19 protein-coding genes are annotated in these 19,001 nt (G+C 68.3%); 2 read left to right on the forward strand and 17 right to left on the reverse strand.

The window, feature by feature from the left end; translation table 11 throughout:
* Positions 1-4: 4 nt before the first annotated feature.
* From GC106_RS16185 to GC106_RS16200, 4 genes are all read right to left on the reverse strand, one after another.
* Positions 5-853: a hypothetical protein gene (locus tag GC106_RS16185; protein ID WP_173130740.1), complete on the reverse strand. Its 849-nt coding sequence runs from the start codon at positions 851-853 to the stop codon at positions 5-7.
* A gap of 163 nt (positions 854-1,016) precedes the next feature.
* Positions 1,017-1,826, reverse strand: a complete 810-nt coding sequence (locus GC106_RS16190; RefSeq protein WP_246365935.1) for an ABC transporter ATP-binding protein — start codon at positions 1,824-1,826, stop codon at positions 1,017-1,019.
* 2 nt (positions 1,827-1,828) lie between these two features.
* Positions 1,829-2,851 (reverse strand): ABC transporter substrate-binding protein, encoded by a 1,023-nt coding sequence (locus GC106_RS16195; protein ID WP_173130744.1) that lies wholly within the window; start codon positions 2,849-2,851, stop codon positions 1,829-1,831.
* A 14-nt stretch (positions 2,852-2,865) separates the two neighbouring features.
* Complete coding sequence (locus tag GC106_RS16200; RefSeq protein WP_173130747.1) at positions 2,866-3,720, reverse strand: ABC transporter permease; 855 nt, start codon at positions 3,718-3,720, stop codon at positions 2,866-2,868.
* A 156-nt stretch (positions 3,721-3,876) separates the two neighbouring features.
* On the opposite strand from GC106_RS16200, the gene GC106_RS16205 reads away from it, so the two are divergent.
* Both GC106_RS16205 and GC106_RS16210 read left to right on the forward strand, forming a co-directional pair.
* Positions 3,877-4,911, forward strand: coding sequence for a LacI family DNA-binding transcriptional regulator (locus GC106_RS16205; protein ID WP_173130750.1), 1,035 nt, complete (start codon positions 3,877-3,879; stop codon positions 4,909-4,911).
* The gene (locus GC106_RS16210; RefSeq protein WP_173130752.1) at positions 4,908-6,035 is read left to right on the forward strand and encodes a mandelate racemase/muconate lactonizing enzyme family protein; all 1,128 of its coding nucleotides are present in this window, start codon (positions 4,908-4,910) and stop codon (positions 6,033-6,035) included. Before GC106_RS16205 ends, GC106_RS16210 begins: the two co-directional genes overlap by 4 nt.
* Here the strand turns inward: GC106_RS16210 and GC106_RS16215 are convergent.
* The 13 genes from GC106_RS16215 to GC106_RS16275 form a co-directional block, all read right to left on the reverse strand.
* Positions 6,016-6,177 (reverse strand): hypothetical protein, encoded by a 162-nt coding sequence (locus GC106_RS16215; RefSeq protein WP_173130755.1) that lies wholly within the window; start codon positions 6,175-6,177, stop codon positions 6,016-6,018. The two genes, GC106_RS16210 and GC106_RS16215, sit on opposite strands and share 20 nt — an antisense overlap.
* A gap of 6 nt (positions 6,178-6,183) precedes the next feature.
* The gene (locus tag GC106_RS16220; protein ID WP_173130757.1) at positions 6,184-6,804 is read right to left on the reverse strand and encodes a hypothetical protein; all 621 of its coding nucleotides are present in this window, start codon (positions 6,802-6,804) and stop codon (positions 6,184-6,186) included.
* A 373-nt stretch (positions 6,805-7,177) separates the two neighbouring features.
* Positions 7,178-7,642, reverse strand: coding sequence for a hypothetical protein (locus GC106_RS16225; protein WP_173130760.1), 465 nt, complete (start codon positions 7,640-7,642; stop codon positions 7,178-7,180).
* Between the two features lie 105 nt (positions 7,643-7,747).
* On the reverse strand, positions 7,748-8,833 hold the full coding sequence (locus GC106_RS16230) for an S-(hydroxymethyl)mycothiol dehydrogenase (RefSeq protein ID WP_312872682.1): 1,086 nt from the start codon (positions 8,831-8,833) through the stop codon (positions 7,748-7,750).
* A gap of 71 nt (positions 8,834-8,904) precedes the next feature.
* Positions 8,905-9,681: a helix-turn-helix domain-containing protein gene (locus GC106_RS16235; protein ID WP_173130766.1), complete on the reverse strand. Its 777-nt coding sequence runs from the start codon at positions 9,679-9,681 to the stop codon at positions 8,905-8,907.
* A gap of 124 nt (positions 9,682-9,805) precedes the next feature.
* The gene (locus tag GC106_RS16240) at positions 9,806-10,861 is read right to left on the reverse strand and encodes an NAD(P)-binding domain-containing protein (RefSeq protein ID WP_173130769.1); all 1,056 of its coding nucleotides are present in this window, start codon (positions 10,859-10,861) and stop codon (positions 9,806-9,808) included.
* A gap of 146 nt (positions 10,862-11,007) precedes the next feature.
* Complete coding sequence (locus GC106_RS16245; RefSeq protein ID WP_173130772.1) at positions 11,008-11,649, reverse strand: DUF4360 domain-containing protein; 642 nt, start codon at positions 11,647-11,649, stop codon at positions 11,008-11,010.
* Between the two features lie 190 nt (positions 11,650-11,839).
* The gene (locus GC106_RS16250) at positions 11,840-12,493 is read right to left on the reverse strand and encodes a GGDEF domain-containing protein (protein WP_173130775.1); all 654 of its coding nucleotides are present in this window, start codon (positions 12,491-12,493) and stop codon (positions 11,840-11,842) included.
* Positions 12,490-13,560, reverse strand: coding sequence for an S-methyl thiohydantoin desulfurase family protein (locus GC106_RS16255; RefSeq protein ID WP_173130778.1), 1,071 nt, complete (start codon positions 13,558-13,560; stop codon positions 12,490-12,492). The genes GC106_RS16250 and GC106_RS16255 overlap by 4 nt, the downstream gene beginning before the upstream one ends.
* Entirely contained in the window at positions 13,553-15,136 is a 1,584-nt protein-coding gene (locus GC106_RS16260) for a hydantoinase/oxoprolinase N-terminal domain-containing protein (RefSeq protein WP_173130781.1), read from the reverse strand. Before GC106_RS16260 ends, GC106_RS16255 begins: the two co-directional genes overlap by 8 nt.
* Positions 15,115-16,461, reverse strand: a complete 1,347-nt coding sequence (locus tag GC106_RS16265; protein ID WP_173130783.1) for a purine-cytosine permease family protein — start codon at positions 16,459-16,461, stop codon at positions 15,115-15,117. Before GC106_RS16265 ends, GC106_RS16260 begins: the two co-directional genes overlap by 22 nt.
* The gene (locus GC106_RS16270) at positions 16,458-17,873 is read right to left on the reverse strand and encodes a hydantoinase/oxoprolinase N-terminal domain-containing protein (RefSeq protein WP_173130786.1); all 1,416 of its coding nucleotides are present in this window, start codon (positions 17,871-17,873) and stop codon (positions 16,458-16,460) included. The genes GC106_RS16265 and GC106_RS16270 overlap by 4 nt, the downstream gene beginning before the upstream one ends.
* Positions 17,870-18,961 (reverse strand): S-methyl thiohydantoin desulfurase family protein, encoded by a 1,092-nt coding sequence (locus GC106_RS16275; RefSeq protein ID WP_173130789.1) that lies wholly within the window; start codon positions 18,959-18,961, stop codon positions 17,870-17,872. The genes GC106_RS16270 and GC106_RS16275 overlap by 4 nt, the downstream gene beginning before the upstream one ends.
* Positions 18,962-19,001: the final 40 nt, after the last annotated feature.

The following is a 19,001-nucleotide window of genomic DNA, read 5'->3' on the forward strand; positions in this document are numbered from 1 at the left end:
GTCCTTACAGATCCGCGGGCCCGTGTGCCTTGGCCGCCGCCTTCGCGGCGCTCTTGCGGCTCTCGACGTCCGCCGACCGCTCGTGCGCTCCGGCCGAGACGGCAGCACGGCCCGCGGCTTCCGGAGCGAGATTGACGAACTGGCCCGAAGTGGTGCCTCGGACACGGTTGTTGGCACCGGTCGGCGCCGGGTCGTTGTCCACGCCGGCGAGGTTGCCGCGCACGATGTTGTTGCTGACGTTCACCGTGGCCTTGTTGCCCGAGACCGTCAGGTTGCCCGCCCAGTAGCTGGCCTGCTCGCAGCCCACGATCGGGCCGTTGGCCCCGATCTGCAGCGCGTTCGAGTTGCCGGTGTAGCTGCCGTTGCCGTAGACCTCGCTGGCGCAGAGCACCGCGCCGAGCTTGGCACCGGTCACCGTGACGTCCTTGGCCACCACCGAGTCGACCAGGTCCACGTAGGCCACATTGGTGCCGCTGACATTGCCGTTGAAGTTCACGGACTGGCCGTACACCTCGCCCACAGAGGACGTCAGATCACCGTCCACAGTGGCGCCGTTGAAGTACGCGTACGTGCCGCGGTCGGGGTACTTGTCGGCGCTCACCTTCACGGTGCCGACCTTGCTGCCACCGGCCAGGTAGAAACCGAAGCCGTCGACCGACGTCAGCGAGCCCGTCAGGGTGGTGCCCTGGGCGTCGAAGAAGCCGTCGTCCAGAATGGACACGTTACCGGTGAACGTCCCGCCGTTGACGACCAGGCTGGCGCCCGCCTCGACCGTCACGGTCCCGGACACGTCCACATCGGTTAAGACACAGGATTTCGCCGCGGCGACTCTCAGGTCGCCCGGGACGGTCACCGATTCGGCTTCACCTTCACAGTAGGTGGTCAGTCCAGCGCTTGCCGGTAGTGCGACGGCGATGGACGCCGAAGCCACTGCGGCCGCGACAGCCAACACGGAACGAGCCCTCATTGGATCCTCCCAGGTGCTTGCGCTTTGTCGACGGGTTCAGATCGGCACTTCAATCAGCACTGGTGGCGGCGCCCAGCAAATCGCGGATGCGGCCGGTGGCCCGGGCGAACTCCGGGTCGGCCATGGTCCTGCCGTAGTCGCGGTCGACCGGCAGCTCGACGGGGATCAGCTCGTCGATGGTGCCCGGCCGCGCCGACATGACCACCACCCGGTCGGCGAGGTAGACGGCCTCGGGGATCGAGTGGGTGACAAGGAGCACGGTTGTGCCTGTCTCGCGCCAGATCCGGCGCAGTTCGATGTTCATCTGCTCACGGGTGAGCGCGTCCAGCGCACCGAACGGCTCGTCCATCAGCAGCACCGGCGGACGGTGCAACAACGCCCGGCACAGCGCCACACGTTGTTGCATACCACCGGAAAGCTCGTGCGGGTAGGCGTCCTCGAAACCGGTCAGGCCGGTCATCGCGATCAGCTCGTCCGCCCGGTCCCGCGCGGCGGCCGAGGGCATCCCGCGCATCTCGGCCTGCAGCAGGATGTTCCTGCGGGCGGACCGCCATTCCAGCAACGCGGCGCGCTGGAAGACGTATCCGATGTCCCGCCTCGGGCCGTTGACGTCGTCCCCGAGCAGCCTGATCCGCCCCCTGGACGGCTTCAGCAGACCGGACACCAGTTTGAGCAAAGTGGACTTGCCGCAGCCCGACGGGCCCACGATCGCCACGAACTCGCCTGACGCGACGCTCAACGACACGTCATGCAGGGCCGTGACGTCCTTTTTCTTGGTACGGAAGCGAACGGCCACGTCCTCGATCTCGACGCTGGTGTCCATCTGAGCGGGTGCCTGTGTCGGGCTGCTGGCGGGCATCCTCATCCCTTCGGCGCGAAGCTGACATCCCAGTACGCCGACGGCTCCTGGGCCTTGGAGATCACGCCTGCCTCGGCGAACACCTGGATCGTCCTGCGCCAGTCGGCCTCGTCGTTCACGCCGGGCGCCTTGCCGGTGGTCTTCTCCGTGTGCAGCAGCTTGACCGTGTTGTTGAACTGCTCGGTGAGCACCGTCTCGGACGGCAGCTGCTCCGAGGCGCCCTTCATCGACTGCACCGCGGCGCTCGCGTTGCCCTGCGCGGCGGTCCACGCCTCACTGGTCGCGGCGACCATCCTGGTCACCAGGTCCTTCTTCTCGGTCAGGTTCTTCTGCGAGGTGAGCAGGCCGTTGGAGTAGAAGCTCAGCCCGTGGTCGGCGAACTTCAGGTAGGAGACCGGTTTTTTGCCCTTCTCCTGGATGGTCGGGCCCTGGTCGGTGGCGAAGCCCAGCAGCGCGTCGGTCTGACCGGACAGCACGGCGGCCATCTTGCCCGCGGCGTCCAGGTTCTGCAGCTTCACGTCGGCGTCCGACAACCCGTTGACCTTCAGGAACGCCGGGAACGTCTTGCTCAGCGCGTCACCCGCGGTGCTCGCGATGGTCTTGCCCTTGAGGTCCTCGGGCTTGGTGATGTTCTTGTCGCTGAAGAACTGCACGGCCGACGGCGTGGTCTGCAGGAACACCCCGACGCTCTTGACCTGCATGCCCTGGCCGACACCGGCCAGCAACGCGGGGGTGTCCGCCCAGCCGAAGTCGGTCTGCCCCGCCGCGGTGGCCTGGATGGTCTTCTGCGAACCCTGTCCCGCCTGGATGGTCAGGTCGATGCCGTGCTTCTCGAAGATCTTCTGCGCCTTGCCGTAGTAGAACGGCGCGTGCTCACCGTACGGATACCAGTTCAGCATGAGGGTCGCCTTGTCGAGCTGCTTACCCTCGGCGGTGGTGGTCTTCTGTTGCTCCGATCCGCCGCAGCCGGCGGCCAGTGCCAGCACCGGCACCAGAGCGGCGGCGAGGAGATGGCGGAACCTCATGGGAACTCCCCTTTTCACAGGCTGGTCGTAGCGGCGTCGATACGGCGGCTGGCGTGCCACGGGAGGACGAAGTACTCGAGGACCTCGACGAGGGCGAAGAGCAGGATGCCGAGGACCGACATGATGACGAGGCCGGCGAACAGGGTGGGCGTGTCGAAGTTCCCGTTCGCCTGCTGGATGACGTAGCCAAGGCCCTCGTTCGACCCGACGAACTCGCCGACCACGGCGCCGGTGACCGCGAGCGTCGCACCGATCTTCAAGCCGGAGAACAGATGCGGCAGCGACGCCGGCAGCCTGATCTTGTAGAAGGTCTTGACCGGGCCGGCCCCCATGGTCGCCGAGAGCTGCAACATCTCCGGGTCGATCGACTTCAGCCCGGTGACCATCGAGATCACCACGGGAAAGAACGCCATCAACAGCGCCACCAGGATCTTCGGCTCGACGCCGAACCCCAGCCACACCACGAACAGCGGGGCCACCGCGATCTTCGGGATCACCTGTGCGAACAACAACAAGGGGTACAGCGTGCGCTCGATCGTCGTGGAGTACACCATGATCACGGCGGTCACCACGCCGACGAGGCTGGCGAGCAGGAAGCCCGCCACGGTCTCCCAGAGCGTGACGAGCGTGTGCTCCCAGAAGTAGTCGGACTTCTCCGCGATGGTGGCGAACGTGTCGCCCGGCGAGGCGACCAGATAGGGCTGGACCAGTCCGGTCGCGGTGATCACCCACCAGGCGACGAACAACAGCGCCAGCAGCGCGACCGGACGCCACGCCTGCTGGACGAAGCCGAGAGCGCGCTCGGCAGTGCGGGGACGGTTGCGCTCGGCCACCCCCGCCGGCGCCTCCTGCGTGCTTTCCACCGCCATGCCCTCCGCCTTCCCGCTCCGGGAAAATCCTCATCCGTGAAAGCGCTTACCCGCAGCTCGTAGCGCCTGTCACCTGGAATAGAAAGCGCTTTCAGAAAGCGCTTTCTGCGCTAGAGTAGACACGCCCGGCACGGCGGGTCAAGAAGTGGAGAGCCGATGGCCGAACGGACGCACGTGACGTTGCAGGACGTCGCCCGCGCCGCCGCAGTGTCACCCGCGACCGCGTCCCGGGTGCTCAACGGCACCGCCAAAGTCCGCGACGACCTGCGTGAACGAGTGCAGGACGCGGCGGGGAGGCTGGCGTACGCGCCGAACGCGCACGCCCAGGCACTGGCGGGCGCGTCCAGACCGACCGTCGGTGTCATCTGCCACGACGTCAGCGACCCGTACTTCGCCGTGATCGCACGGGGAATCATGCGGGTGGCTGGGGACAACGGCCTGCTTGTCATGCTGGCCAGCACTTTCCGGGACGCCGATCGTGAGGTCGCGTACGTCTCGATGCTACGGGCCCAGCGCGCCCCGGCGATTCTGCTGATCGGCTCAGGCTTCGAGGACAAGACGTGGGAACGTTCGCTCGCCGCCGAACTCGGTCCGTACCTGCGTGGCGGCGGCCGGGTGGCGGTGGTGTCGCGGCACCGCAGCCTCCGTGTGGACAGTGTGCTGCCGGAGAACCGTGCGGGGGCAGCCGCTCTGGCGAACGCGTTGCTGGAAATGGGGCATCGGCGGTTCGCCGTGCTGGCCGGGCCGCGCGCGTTGACCACAGTGGCCGACCGGATCGCGGGATTCCGGTCGGCACTGGCCGGCGCCGGTGTCCCGCTGTCCGAAGAGGACATTGTGGAGTGCGGGTTCACCCGTGACGGTGGGTATGCGGGCATGTCCTCGTTGATCGACCGGGGCATGCGGGCGACCTGCGTGTTCGCGGTGACGGACGTGATGGCGATCGGCGCGCTGACCGCGTTGCGTGACAAAGGGTTGTCAGTGCCGGGGGACGTGTCGGTGGCCGGCTTCGACGACATTCCCATCGTCCGGGACCTGACACCACCGTTGACCACGGTGGCGTTGCCGTTGGAGCAACTGGGTGAACAGGCGATGGAGCTGGCGCTGCGGGAGAACTCCGGGCGGCGCAGCCGGATCGTCCGGGTGGAGGGGCGAGTGGTGATCCGCGAGAGCACGGGAAGGGTACGTTCATGAGCCTGGCCGGACTGACCATCGACCGGGTCGAGACGTTCGCGGTGCCACTGCCGACGTTGCGTCCTTTTGGCGTGTCAGGCGGATCTGTCGCCGTGATGGGCAAGCCCAGCGTGCGGATCCTGGTCAAGGTGACGGCCGGTTCCCACTTCGGCTGGGGCGAGGCGACGCCGATCCCGGCGTGGACGTACGAGACGCGGGAGTCGATCGTCAGCACGATCGACGGCTACCTGGCGCCCGCGATCACCGGCCGGCCGGTGTGGGACCTGGACGGCGTGACTTCGGCGTTCGACCGGGCGATCAACCGCGGCTTCAGCATCGGCTCCCCGTTGGCCAAGGCGGCCGTCGACGTCGCACTGCACGACCTGGTGGGGCACGCGCTCGGGCTTTCCGTCGGCGAACTGTGGGGGCAGCGGCGGGTTTCGTCGATCCAGCTCGGGTGGGTCGTCTCCGGGCAGGGACCCGCCGAGGTCGCCGACGCCGTGGCCGAAGGCCGGTCACTCGGCTACGAGGCGTTCAAGGTGAAGATCGGCCTCGGGCCTTCGGACCTGGAGATCGTGTCAGCGGTCCGCGACGCCGCGCCGTCGGCGCCGTTGTGGGTGGACGCGAACCAGGCCTACTCGGTGGCCGAGGCCGTGCGGATCTCCCGTTCGCTGGCGGCTTTGGGCGTGACGGCGTTCGAGCAACCGTTGCCCGCGAACGACATCGCCGGTCTGCGGCGGTTGCGTGACCTGTCCGCGGTGCCGGTGGCCCTGGACGAAAGCCTGCGGCACCCGACCGACATGTCGACATTCGTGCGGCTGGGTGCGGTGGACATCGCGATCGCCAAGGTGCAGCGCAGCGGCGGGCTGACGTTGTCGCGGCGGTTGCTGCAACTGGCCGAGGACAGCGGCGTCCGGTTGATGGGCTCCGGGCTGACCGACTCGGACATCGGGCTCGCCGCGTCGCTGCACCTGTTCGCGGCGTTCGGGATCACCACGCCGGTCGACCTGAACGGGCGGCAGTTCGTGGACTCGGTGTACGCCGGTGAGACCGTGAAGATCTCCGCCGGTCGCGCCGAGGTGCCGACCGGTCCGGGGCTCGGCATCGAGGTGGACGAGGAGAAGGTCAGGGCGCTGGCTCTGTGACCTTGTTCCAGGCCCGGTCTTCTTCGGGTTCCTGGCTTTCCGGCGCCCCGGCCTTCCGGCGGGTCGCCAGGGCCGTGATCGCGGCGCCCGCGAGGAACGAGACCAGGCACAGCAGGAAGACCTGGGCGGCAAGCCACAGCACAGTACGTCACTCCTTGGTTTTCGTCTGGTCGACCACGGCCTTGTCGCCGAACAGGCGCTTGAACGCGGTGATGATCGCGGTCCGGCGTTTCTCGTCCGGGATCGTGCCGGTGAGGGTGAGCTTGTCCGGCGTGACGGTCACAGCCGTTTCCTCCGGCTGGCGGCTGAGCAGGGCGACCACCACTTCCGCGGCCTTGGTGGTGATCGGGAAGTCGGTGCCTTTCACGGCTTTCGTCTCGTCGACGAGCTTCCGGCCGTTCAAGTGCCTGGTCAGCGCCTGCACGAACTGCCGCCGCCAGGCTTCCTGTTCGGTGCTTCCGGTGACCGTGATGCCGGCGGGCGTGAACTTCAGCCGGATCGGCGGCAGTCGTGGTTCCACAATGGACACCTGGCGGACGCCGGATGCCGCGTCGACCGCGGTCGCGACCTTGGCGGTCTGTTCGACCGGAACCCCGCTGACCGTGACGTCACGGCCGTCGACGACCACCTCACCCTGCCCCGCGGCCTTCCTGGCCGCGGCTTCCACCGCGCGCTCGATCCCGGCGACCTGCAGGGCCAGCCCGATCGCGGTGACGGCGGCGGGCGTGGCGAAGGCGGCCAGGAACCACCAGCGGGGAAACCTCGGCATGGCCGCAGTTCCTACCCGGCGACCACTCCGGACACCAGCGAATCGCCGGCCGATCCCCCCAAGTTCACTCGATCCGGTGCCCCACGCACACCCTTCCAGCCCTCCGAAACACCCACTCCAGCACCCCGAGTTACACGTTCCAGCACCCCGAAACACCCACTCCGGCACCCCGAGTTACACGTTCCAGCACCCCGAGTCCCATCCGACGCCCCGACGGGGATCTCATGGTGCCGGAACGGTGGACACGGGGTACCGGAACGGTGGACACGCCAGGGCGCAACGGGCACTTCACCGTGCCGGAATGGTCAACTCGGGGTGCCGGAACGGTGGACACGGGGTGCTGGAAAGGTGGACACGCCGTGGGGCTGGCCGGTCAGTCTTCCTCGTCCTCGGTGAGGGCGAGCAGTTCGTCGGCGAAGTCGGGGTCGGCGACGGCCTGGCGGGCGACCAGGTCCACCAGTTGGTCGAACGTCAGGGTCGCCGCGAGTTCCGCGAACCGTTCCTCGTCGTCCTCGTCGTCCTGCTCGATCACTGACGTGAACAGGATGCCGTCCTCGAGGGCCGCGAGCGTCACGGCGACGGCGTGGCCGCACAGCATGACCTCGGCGCCGGTCCCAGTGTCGTCGTCACAGTCGCATTCGCCGGTCAGCGCCCCGTTGACCACGCCGACCCAGACGTCGTACTCCTTGCGGGCGGAGTCGAGCACGATCGCCGCCACCCCGCCGTCGTCCTCGCCGAGTTCGAAGACCCGGCCCGCGTCGAGATGTTCCCGCCCGATCCGGGCGAGGTCCGGTCCAACCAACGAGGACACCGTGTCGGCATCAAGTCGTACAGCCACCGGGCCATCCAACACCACGAGGCAACCCCCTGTGAGCACGTTTTGCTCACAGGGCGTTGAACTGCGGGTTTCCGCGACACCCCGTTGCGGACCGCGACAGGCGGATCAGAACACCACGACGGAACGCAGTACGTCACCCGTGTGCATCTTGTGGAAGGCGTCCTCGACGCCGTCGAGGGGGATCTCCTCGGTGACGAACGCGTCCAGGTCGAGCCTGCCCTGCTGGTAGAGGTCCACGAGCATGGGGAAGTCGCGGGACGGCAGGCAGTCGCCGTACCAGCTGGACTTCAGCGAGCCACCGCGGCTGAAGAAGTCGATCAGCGGCATCTCCAGGGTCATGTCCGGCGTCGGCACGCCGACAAGGACGACGGTTCCGGCCAGGTCACGGGCGTAGAACGCCTGCTTCCACGTCTCCGGGCGGCCGACCGCGTCGATCACGACGTCGGCGCCGAAGTCGTCGGTGAGCGCCCTGACGGCCTCGACCACGTCGTCCACTTCCCGGGCGTTGATCGAGTGCGTGGCGCCGAAGCCTTGCGCCCACTGGAGTTTGCGCGGGTCGACGTCCACCGCGATGATCTTGGCCGCGCCGGCCAGCCGCGCTCCGGCGACCGCGCCGCTGCCCACGCCACCGCATCCGATGACCGCCACGGAGTCACCACGGCCGACGTTGCCCGTGTTGATCGCCGCGCCGATACCCGCCATCACGCCACAGCCGAGCAGGCCGACCGCCGCGGCACGGGCCGACGGGTCCACTTTGGTGCATTGACCGGAGTGCACGAGCGTCTTCTCGGCGAACGCCCCGATCCCCAGCGCGGGCGACAGTTCCGTGCCGTCGGCCAGCGTCATCTTCTGCGTGGCGTTGTGCGTGTTGAAGCAGTACCACGGCCTGCCCCGCTTGCACGCCCGGCAGGCGCCGCACACCGCACGCCAGTTGAGCACCACGAAATCGCCCGGCTCGATGTCGGTCACGCCCTCGCCCACCGACTCGACCACGCCTGCCGCCTCATGCCCCAGCAGGAACGGGAACTCGTCGTTGATGCCGCCCTCACGGTAGTGCAGGTCGGTGTGGCACACCCCGCAGGTCTGCACCTTCACCACGGCCTCGCCCGGCCCGGGATCGGGCACGATGATCGTCGTCACCTCGACCGGTTCGCCCTTGGCACGTGCGACCACTCCACGGACCTCAGCCACTCTTGTCCTCCCGCCTCGTTGCGTACGCAACCGAGTAGACATCGCGCATGGGTCCGGTGTCGAGAGGCGATCTACAACATCCCCCGAAGGAACTCGGCAGTGGCGTCGTCGGCCGGGAAGAACGACTCGATCGCCAGCTCCGCGACCGTGATGTCGGCGGGCGTGCCGAACGTCGCGACCACGCTCAGGAAGGCCAGTTCCGTGCCCTGGTGCGTCATACGCAACGGCACCACCACGTCGTTGTCCAGATGCGGCTCAGGGTCGTCACACGGGTACGCCACCAGCTCCTGGTAGAGCTCCCTCAGTCCTTCGTCCGCGGTCACCGAGATCTCCCGGCGCAACCGTCCGAGCAGGTGCGCCCGCCACTCCCCCAGGTTGCGGATCCGCGGCGCCAGCCCTTCCGGGTGCAGGCTCAGCCGCAGCACGTTGATCGGCGACCGCACCAGCTCCGGCGCCACGTCCGTGGTGAACAGCGTGGTCGCCGCGTTGCTGTCGACGAGGTTCCACCGCCGGTCGACCACGCACGCCGGATACGGGTCGTGCCCGGCCAGGATGCGGCGCACGGCGGACCTCACCGCCGCCATCTCGGGCGCGTCCAATGAGGTCTCGCCGTAGACGGGCGCGTACCCCGCCGCCAGCAGCAACCTGTTGCGGTCACGCAACGGCACGTCCAGTTCCTCGGCCAGGTGCAGCACCATGTCCCGGCTCGGCGCCGACCGGCCGGTCTCCACGAAACTCAGGTGCCTGGTCGAGATGTCCGCCCGGATGGACAGGTCGAGCTGGCTGAGCCTGCGCTGCTCCCGCCACTGTCTGAGCAGCTCACCCACCGGTCGTTGCGTCAAGGTCACAGCTGCCACGCTACGTGCCACGTCGAAACCCCGGCCATTATCCCCGAGGTAATGCCGACCACCCCTCTCCCTCTCGTGAGTGTTTATCAGGGTTAGAACACGGATAAACACTCACGAGGGGTCGTTAAGAGGCAACCAGTTCACCGGAGTTGAGCAGTGCGCGGATCTCGCGTGCTGCCGTTCGGCCAGCACGGTTCGCGCCGACCGTGCTGGCCGACGGTCCATATCCGACCAGGTGCAGTCTCGGTTCGGCGGCCACGCGGGTGCCGTCCATCACGATCCCGCCGCCCGGGGCGCGCAATCCCAACGGCGCCAGGTGATCCAGCGCGGCACGGAACCCGGTCGCCCACAGGATGGCGTCCACGTGCAACTCCGAACCGTCCCGCCATCGCACGCCGTCCGGGGTGAGTTCGTGGAAGATCCGCCGCCACGGCAGGCTTTCCAGCCGGGCACGCACATCCGGCGGAGCCCAGAGCCCGGTCACGCTCACCACGCTGAGCGGCGGCAGGCCCGCACGGACCCGCTCGTCCACTTTGGCCACGGCCTCGCGGCCGACGTTCTCGGTCCATTCCTCGTCCCGGAACACCGGCCTGCGGCGGGTGATCCACGTGACGTCGGCGACCTCGGACAGTTCGAGCAGCAGGCCGGTCGCGGACGAGCCCGCGCCGACCACGATCATCTTCCTGCCACGGAACTCCTCGACGTCCCGGAAGTCCGCGGTGTGCAGCTGACGTCCCCGGAACGACGCCATGCCGGGGTAGTAAGGCCAGAACGGCCGCGTCCACGTGCCGGTGGCGTTGATCACGGCGCGAGCCGCCCACTGCCGATCGTGTCCCGCCGACACCACCAGCCGGTCGTCAGGGCCGTACTCGACCGAGGTGACCTCGACAGGCCGGATCACGTGCAGGCCATGGTGACGTTCATAGGCGGCGTAGTACTCGCTGACGACCTCTGAAGCGGGGAGATCCGCGTCGGCGTCCACGGGCGGGAAGCCAGGCAACGGGTAGATGCCGTTCACCTTGCCCAGCCGCAGGGACGGCCAGCGGTGGCGCCATGCCCCTCCGGCGCCGTCGGCGGAGTCGAGCATGACGTAGTCGTCGATCCCGTAGTGCCGCAGGTAGTACGCGCTGGACAGCCCGGCCTGCCCGGCTCCGATGACCACAACGTCGGTTTCCCGCATGTCCGGCCGAACGCCGGGGCGCGGCCGTCTTCTTCCCGATCGGCGGTGAGCCGTGCGTCACTGGACCGAACGTGGTTTTCACGGACGAGGGCACCGGAAAAACCACGTTCGGCGCACCACGCCGCCGCGGATCGGGTTAATTCACGTTAACGAGGGCAGGTCTTCCAGTGGAAATGGTAGGTGGTTTTGATGCTTCCGTCTGTCGAATCCATCGCGATAAAACTCGTGGTCTTCGTCGGATCGGACGTCCCAGCACTCACCCGCAACTCCGTGTTGATGTTGAAGTTGCGCAACTCGCCGCACGGATGGTAGACCAGTGCCGCGATGTCGGTGGTGTCCGTGAATTGCCAGTTGTCACTGTACGAACCGGACAGTGGGTGACTGATGAACTGGGTCGGTGACATTCCCTGGAAATAGTAGTTCGCCCGTTCGAGACCGGTCGCGCCTCGTTCCAGATGGGCGAAACCACGGTAGTCCGCCTGGGCGATCGCGTAGGTGAAGCCAGACGGAACGTGCACTTTCAGGCTGATCTGGCAGTTCTTGCGCCAGTCGGTCGGCTCCGCACCGACGCCGACCTGTGCGAGGAACTCGCTGTACGTCACCGTGAAGGCCTCGTTGTCCTCGGAGACGGCAACGGCCGCGGTACCGGGCCGGCACCCGGAACCATTCACGGTGGCGACATCGATGATAATCTTGTCGGGTGGCGGTGTGGACGGCCACCCGGCGGCCTGAACTGGTTGTCCGACGATCGATAAAGCGACGCCGGCAGCGGCCAACATATGAAGCATCAGATACCTCCAAATGCGTCACACGCGACTCGCGGCGGTGACCAACCGTATCGCGGTAATCACAGTTCAAAACCCGCTGAACGGACTAACACGTCACCTTCACCCCAGCAGAACTGGGAAAGGATGATAGGACGGCCGGCGAGACCAAAAGGTCCCATGATCAATGAGGAAACCCGCCGGCCTGCCGGAATCAGCGGCGCCGGCCCATCCGGACGGTGTCCCGCCCTTCGCGCTTGGCGACAAGCAGGGCGGCATCGGCTTCGAGGACCAGATCGGTCAATACTGGTTCCATTCCACGGGCTGGGACATAAAGCGCCACACCGATGGACACGGTCAGTCCGGTGAGCGTGGTCCTGGTGCCCTTGTCCACGTCCGGGACGCCGATCTGCAACGCGCGCACGCCGTCCAGCACCCGCGTGGCCACGGCCATGGCCCGGTCCCGGTTGGTCATCGGCAACAGGACGAGGAACTCGTCACCGCCGTGCCCGCCGTACCGGCCGACGACGTCGTTCTCCCGGCAGGACGCCCGCAGCACCTCGGCCACGGCATGCAGGACCATGTCGCCGGCCACGTGGCCGTACCGGTCGTTGATCTCCTTGAAGTGGTCCAGGTCCAGCAGCAGCAACGCCAACGGCTGGCGCTGCTCGTGCGCGCGCCGCAGGGTTTCCGGCGCATACGTGTCCCAGCCCCACCGGTCCAGCAGGCCGGTGAGCCGGTCGACGGCCCAGTAACCGATCGGCTGGCCGCAGGTGCCGCACCGCTCGTGGTCCTCGTGGTGCTCGTGGCCGCGGCTCGGCAACGGGATCAGCGGCGCGCGCTCCCAGGCACTCGACGCAGTGGTCATTGTTTACCCCCAACGGAAATCGGCATGTAGTCGTGGTCGTAGCCGAACGCCCGCGGCCCGGTCAGCCGCAGCCCTTCCGGCGTCGTCCACCGGCTGTCGCACGGGACGCCGAGGACGGCGACCCGGTTTCCGTAACGCATCCCCTCGGTGGTGATCGGATCACCGGTTTCGTTGTCCAGTACACAGATCAGATCGGGTGTGCTGGTCACGATCTCGCCGTCGCGTTCGGCGACGAGGTGTTCGTTCTGGAACGAGAGCGTCATCCGCATGCCCCGGCAGGCACCGATGCCCTCGATCCTGGCCTGTCCCCTGGCGAAACCGCCGGTGGTGGCGCGGTTGACGTCCACGACCTTGCCGGTGATCAGCAGTCGCCCGTCGAGCAGGGCCGCCGCGGTCGCCACCGGCTCGGGCGAGAGCCGCACGGCCCGGCCGAGTTTGTGCGCCAACGTCAGCGTTCCGGCGACCAGGCCTGCTTTCAGCTGCCTGCCGTTCAGGACGGTGTCGGCGGTGAAGACCGAGCACCCGGCTTCGGTGCACGCCGCGCGGGCGAACCGCTCGGCCCATTGGTTGCTGACGGTCTCGAGCACCATGGTGTTGCCCTTGTCGTCCACGATCACCATGGGCGTGCAGCTCACCCCGATCAGCGTGGGCAGCACCATGTGCGCCTCGGGGAAGGCACGGCCCATCGCGTCGCCGTCCACCAGCGGCAGGCCGGTCTCGGCCGCCGCGGCGATCGGGATCACCGAGTTCACGCCACCGATCTCGATCGGCACCAGGTGGGTGGCCTTGCGGCCCATCACCCGTTCCAGCGCCCGCAACGCGGTGATCGCCTCGTGCCCGGACGGCAGTTTCTCGGTGCCGACGGTCGGTGCGCCCATCGAGGAGACCGGCACCACCACCGCGTCCGGCGGGACGTCGCCGATGTCCACGACGGACACCGGGCCGTGCTTCTCGATCGCCACCTCGGCCAGCAGTTTGCCGACGTACGGATCACCGCCGCCGCCCGCGCCGAGAATCGCCGCGCCACGGGCGATGTCGTCCATATCGGACAGCCGGATCTCACGCATCGCCCGCTCCCAGCCGCCGCAGGTCGAGCTGCCCGATCGCCTTCACACGGACCCGGACCGCGCCGCCGGGCACGTACGCGAGCGGCACTTCCTCCACGTCGACGACGCGGATGCTGTCGGGCAAGGCCCCCGCCGACTCCGCGCGCTCGATCGCCTCCAGCTTGACGTCCTCCAACACCTTGTCCCGCTTGCCTTCGCCGACGCGCACGACCCGGTCGACCTCGCCGCCGACTTCCGCGATCGCCGCACCGACCGCGTTGGCCACCGCGAAGTTCTCCGGCCGGACGATGTCACCGACGCCGTCCAGTCCTGGCAGGACATCCGGCACGAGCACACTGCCGCCGCCGACCACGAGGACTGGCAAGGGATCTGGCGACGTCCGCATCCGGTCGACGGCCTCGGCGATGCGTTCGCCGACGGTCTCGAGCACCGCCGCGGCCTGGCTCTTGTCCAGGTGCCCGACCAGCGCGGGATCACCGAGGTCGACCATTCCGGCCGCGACCGCCAGGTCGGTCAGCGTCAAGTCGTTGCCGCCGAAGACAAGCGCACGCTCGGTGAGTTCGTAGCCGACACTGTCGGGCCCGAAGTCGTCTCCCCGCACCAGGCTTCCGCCGCCGATACCGAGCGACAACAGGTCCGGCATCCGGAAGTTGGTCCGTACCCCGGCGAGCTCGGTGACCGCGCCCGCTTCCCGGGGGAACCCCGCGGCGACGACGCCGACGTCGGCGGTGGTCCCGCCCACGTCGACCACCGCGCAGTCACTGAGCCCGGCCAGGAAAGCCGCGCCCCGCATGGAGTTCGTCGGCCCCGAGGCGAAGGTCGCGACCGGGAACCGGCGGGCGTACTCGACGTCCATCACGGTGCCGTCGTTCTGGCTCAGCAGCAGCGGCGCCGTGATCCCCGCGCCGCGCAGCGCCGAGGTGAGCGCGTCCGAGATCTGCCCGGCGAGCTCGATCAGGGCCGCGTTGAGGACGGTGGCGTTCTCCCGTTCCAGCAGCCCGACCCGGCCGAAGTCGTGCGAGCACGAGATCCGCAGGTCCGGGACCTCGGCACGGAGGATCTCCGCGGCCCGCAGCTCCATCTCGCTGTTCACCGGCGCGAACACCGACGAGATCGCGACCGACCGCAGGCCGCGTTCGGCCACGTCGGCGGCGACGCGCTTGATCTCGTCAGGGTCCAATGTGGCCAGTTCGGTGCCGTCGTACTCGTAACCACCGTGGACGAGGTAGTGCTTCTTGCCGATCGCGGCACGCAGCACCGGCGGCCAGCCCGTCAACGGCGGCAACGCCCCGGTCGCGGGCAGCGCGAGCCGGACCACCGCGGTCGGGGTGAGGCCGCGCTGCTGCACGATCGCGTTGGTGAAGTGCGTCGTGCCGATCATCACGGCGGACAGGTCGCTGATCCGTTCGATCGCACCGGAGGCCGCGGCCGCGGCGAGCAGATCGGTGACCGCCCAGGCAACTCCGTCGGTGACGTCCGGCGTCGTCGGCGTTTTGACCGACGCGAGCAGCCGGTTGTCCCCGGAAAGAAGGACAGCGTCGGTGTTCGTACCGCCTACGTCGATGCCGATTCGCACGCCTCCTCCTTCCCCTTCGGGTCGTCCGCCACAGGCACCTCGCTGATCGCCCGGACCAGGCCGAGTTTTCCGGCTGTCAGATACAGCAGTCCGGCCAGGAGTAACGAGTTCAGCGAGCCGATTCCGAGTGCCTCACGTTCACTCCACCAGCCGAACCACGCGGACACCGCCCAGATCACCAGCGTCACCGGGATCAATGTCGGCTCGGTGGCGGGCAGCACACCGCGCTGCCGCGATTCGTCGAGCTCGCCACGCCACCGTTTGACGATGTAGTACTCGGCGACCACGATCCCGGCGATCGGCGGCAGTGTGACACCGAGGATCATCAGGAAGTCGACGAACCGGTCGAGGATGCCGGCCGCCGACAGCGTGGTCCCGGCGATGCCGATGATCAGCGTGGCCCACACGCGGTTGACCTTGACGCCGGTCAGCGTGTCGATCGCGTTCACGATCCCCAGCGACGAACTGTAGAGGTTCCAGTCGTTGATCTTCACGACCGCCGCGACGAGGGTGATCACGCCGATCACGCCGACCGTGCTGGTCAGGATCGCGACGGCGTCCTGGCCCTTGACCGCGTAGGCCAGCAGGACGCCGATCAGGCCCATCACGTACTGGCCCAGCGTGATGGACAGGACGCTCTGCTTGACGACGTCCCGCGCGTTGCGGTTGAACCTGTTCATGTCGGGCATGATCGTCGCACCGGCCATGTAGGAGCCGGCCACCAGCGTCGCTCCCGCGGCGATCGTCATCGGCTCGCCCAACGGGCCCGCGGAGAACAGCGCGCCGACGTCCACCTTCGCGAATTCGGTGATCACCGAGTACGCGATGACGATCTGGAACGCGGGCACCGCGGCGACCGCGACCCACCGCATCGCACGGAATCCGTACATCACGAAGACCGTGATCACCACGCCGGTGATCAACGACCACACCCAGGGGTCGAGCACTGGCGCGATGGCGTTCATGCCCAGCGCGAACACGCCGTTCTGGATGCCGAACCAGCCGATCAGGCTGATCGAGATGATCAGGCCGAGCAGCGCCGAGCCGTACCGGCCGAAGCCGGTCCAGCGGGTGAGTACCGAAGTGGACAGTCCTTCCCGGCACCCGGCGATCCCGACGAACACGGCGACCAGTTCCAGCACGACCGAACCGAGCGTCAACGCCCAGAAGGCGCCCCAGAAGGACAGCCCGGCGCCGAGGATGACACCGGTGGAGAAGGTGATCAGGTCCGAGATCTGGCCGAACTGCTGGACCGCGACCCACCCCCAGCCGTACCTGGCTTTCGCGGGAACCCGGCTGAGGGAGTAGTCGTCCTGGGGCGTCACCTGGTTCCTCCGTCTCTCGGCGGGCCGCCCGCTCGTACCCGCATCACCACGGTCGGCTCGGACAGGTAGGCCAGCGGTTTCTCGTCGGCCGACACGATCGAGACGTTGGCCGGGTCGGCGCCCGCACGCATCGCCGACGCCCGCGCGGCCTCCCGTACGGCGGCTCGGATCTCCTCAAGCCCAGGGCTGTTCAACGGCACGATCCGCCGGGCCTCCCCGACCACCGGCGCGGCGGCCGCGCCGACCGCGGCGGCGGCCTCGGCGGCCACCGGCGACTCGACCTTCACGGTCCCGGCCAGTGCCGTACCGACGATCCTGGGCGACTGCGGTTTCAGCGACTTGACGAAGGTCCGCGCGCCCGGGCCGACGAGCAGCAGCGGCAGGTCACCCGGGGCTTCCTTGGCCCGGTCGATCGCCTCCTCGACGGACGCGTGGATCGGGACCAGCGCGGGAACACTCAGACCTGTCGGCACACCGGCCACTTTGGTCTGTCCCACGGTCATCCTTGGGCCGCAGTCGGTGAGCGCGCACACCGCGCGCACGCTTCCGTCCACATTGGTCAATCCGACGAGCGCGTCCTTCTCCCCCGCGAGCACCGACGCGCCGACGACAGCCGTCGCATCGGTCGCGCCGAGCAGCGACAACGGATGCGTGACCGCGTTGTCCAGCGTGGCAATGGTTCCGTCGCTGCGAGCGAGGAAGACTTCCGCGTTGTTCATGCCACGCCGGTTGACCGCGTTCAGCAGCTTGGCCGCCTCCTCGGCGACCGGCGCGGTCAACGCGGCCTGCAGGATCGTCGCGTTCTCCCGCTCGACCAGGCCGAGCCCGCCGTACTCGTGGGACAACAGGATGGCGCCGCAGGCCCCCATCTCGGCACGGAGGACTTCGGCCGCCGCGAGCTCGTGGCGGGGCGTGACCGCCGAGAAGACGCCGGTGATCGCGACCGCGCCGGCAACACCGGAGATCTGCCGGGCGAACGCCTGAAGTCCCTCGAAGTCAAGGGGTTCGTAGTCGCTGCCGTCCAGCATCGCGCCGCCGGACAGGCAGGTCGACGCGACCACGACGCGTTGCTGCAACTCCTGCGGCCACAACGTCAACGGCGGAACGGATGTGGTCGCCGCGCCCAGCCGCACCGCCGCGACCCTGGCCAGACGGCCCGGCCAGCCGCGCCAGGAGCCCGTTTCCGCGGCCAGGTCGTTCATCACGCGCAGATCCGTCACCGCGAACATGACGTGGTCGATGTCGCCGGCCCTGATGCCGTGCGGCTCGGCTGCGTCTAGCACCGCGTCGAGCACGTCGCCCGGGGTGTCGCTCCCGAGTTCGACCGTGACCACCACGCGTCCTTCGGGATCGAGGATCGCCGCGGACGTCCGGCTGCCGGGAAGGGCGACGCCGAGCCGATAGCCCGTCATCGCACCACCAGCGGGTGGTAGTCGAGGTCCAGGCCGAACGCCCGGGGGCCGGCCAGGTCGATCCCCGCGGGCTGCCGCCACAGCTCCGGGCACGGCAACGCCAGCACGACCACACGTTGCCCGTAGCGCAACGAATCGGTGGCCACGACGTCGCCGCTGTAGACGTCGAAGAGGGTGATGATGTCCGGCGTCGTGGCCTTGACCTCGCCGTCCTCCAGGATCGCCAGGTACTCGTGGCCGACCTCGACACGCAGGCAGCGGCCGTCGTCGTTGTTGATGCCGTCCATCACCGCGGTGAACCGCTGGTTGGCCGCGAAGGTCGACGCCGCGCTGGTCTGGACCGGCGAGACCGAACTGATCTTGCCTTCCATCAGGCAGATCCCGCCCGTCTCCGAGGCGAGCCGCCGCACGGCCGCCACGACCGGCATGCCCGCGCAGTCCGAGAGCAGCTTGCCGATCCGCATCGCACGGCTGATCGACCCGATGACCACGCTTTTGCGGGCCTGTTCGACCGTCATCACGTACTCGGCGCTCACCCCGGTGTCGCCGAAGGCCGTGACCGCGCCGCGGGCCAGGCGTTCCAGCCAGTCACCGGTGTCGGCTTGGACGAGGACAACGTGATCGTGGTCGTCCGCCAGCACCGAAGGGCCCGGATGCACGCCCGCGACCTGCATCGCGACCTGTTCGATGCCGGGGAAGGCGCGGCCCATGCCGTCCGCGTCGGCCAACGGCAGGCCCGCGTTGGCCGCCAGCGCCACCGAAGCCGGGCCGTTGCTGCCGCCGATCTCCGTGCACATCATCGCCACGACCTCGGCGCCGAAGTGCTGTTCGACCTGTCGTCGAATGGCGATGCTCTCGCGCCCGGTGCCGATCCGCTCCACCCAGACGGCGGGCGACCCGAGATAGGCGCACGGCATGACCAGACCATCCGGCGGAAGGTCGTCGAGATCGACGACCTCCACGGGCCCCTGGGCATCCAGCGCGACCTGCGCCATCGGTACGGTTCCCGTCGCGTAGCCGCCACCGCCGGCCGCGAGCACGTCGCAGCCCCGGGCGAAGTCCACCAGGCAACCCCCGTTAAGTCGCACGAGTGAATGGTAGTAAGACAGCCACTCTGAGTATTTGTCC

It is taken from the genome of Kibdelosporangium persicum, assembly GCF_013280595.1.
Classification (GTDB): domain Bacteria; phylum Actinomycetota; class Actinomycetes; order Mycobacteriales; family Pseudonocardiaceae; genus Kibdelosporangium; species Kibdelosporangium persicum.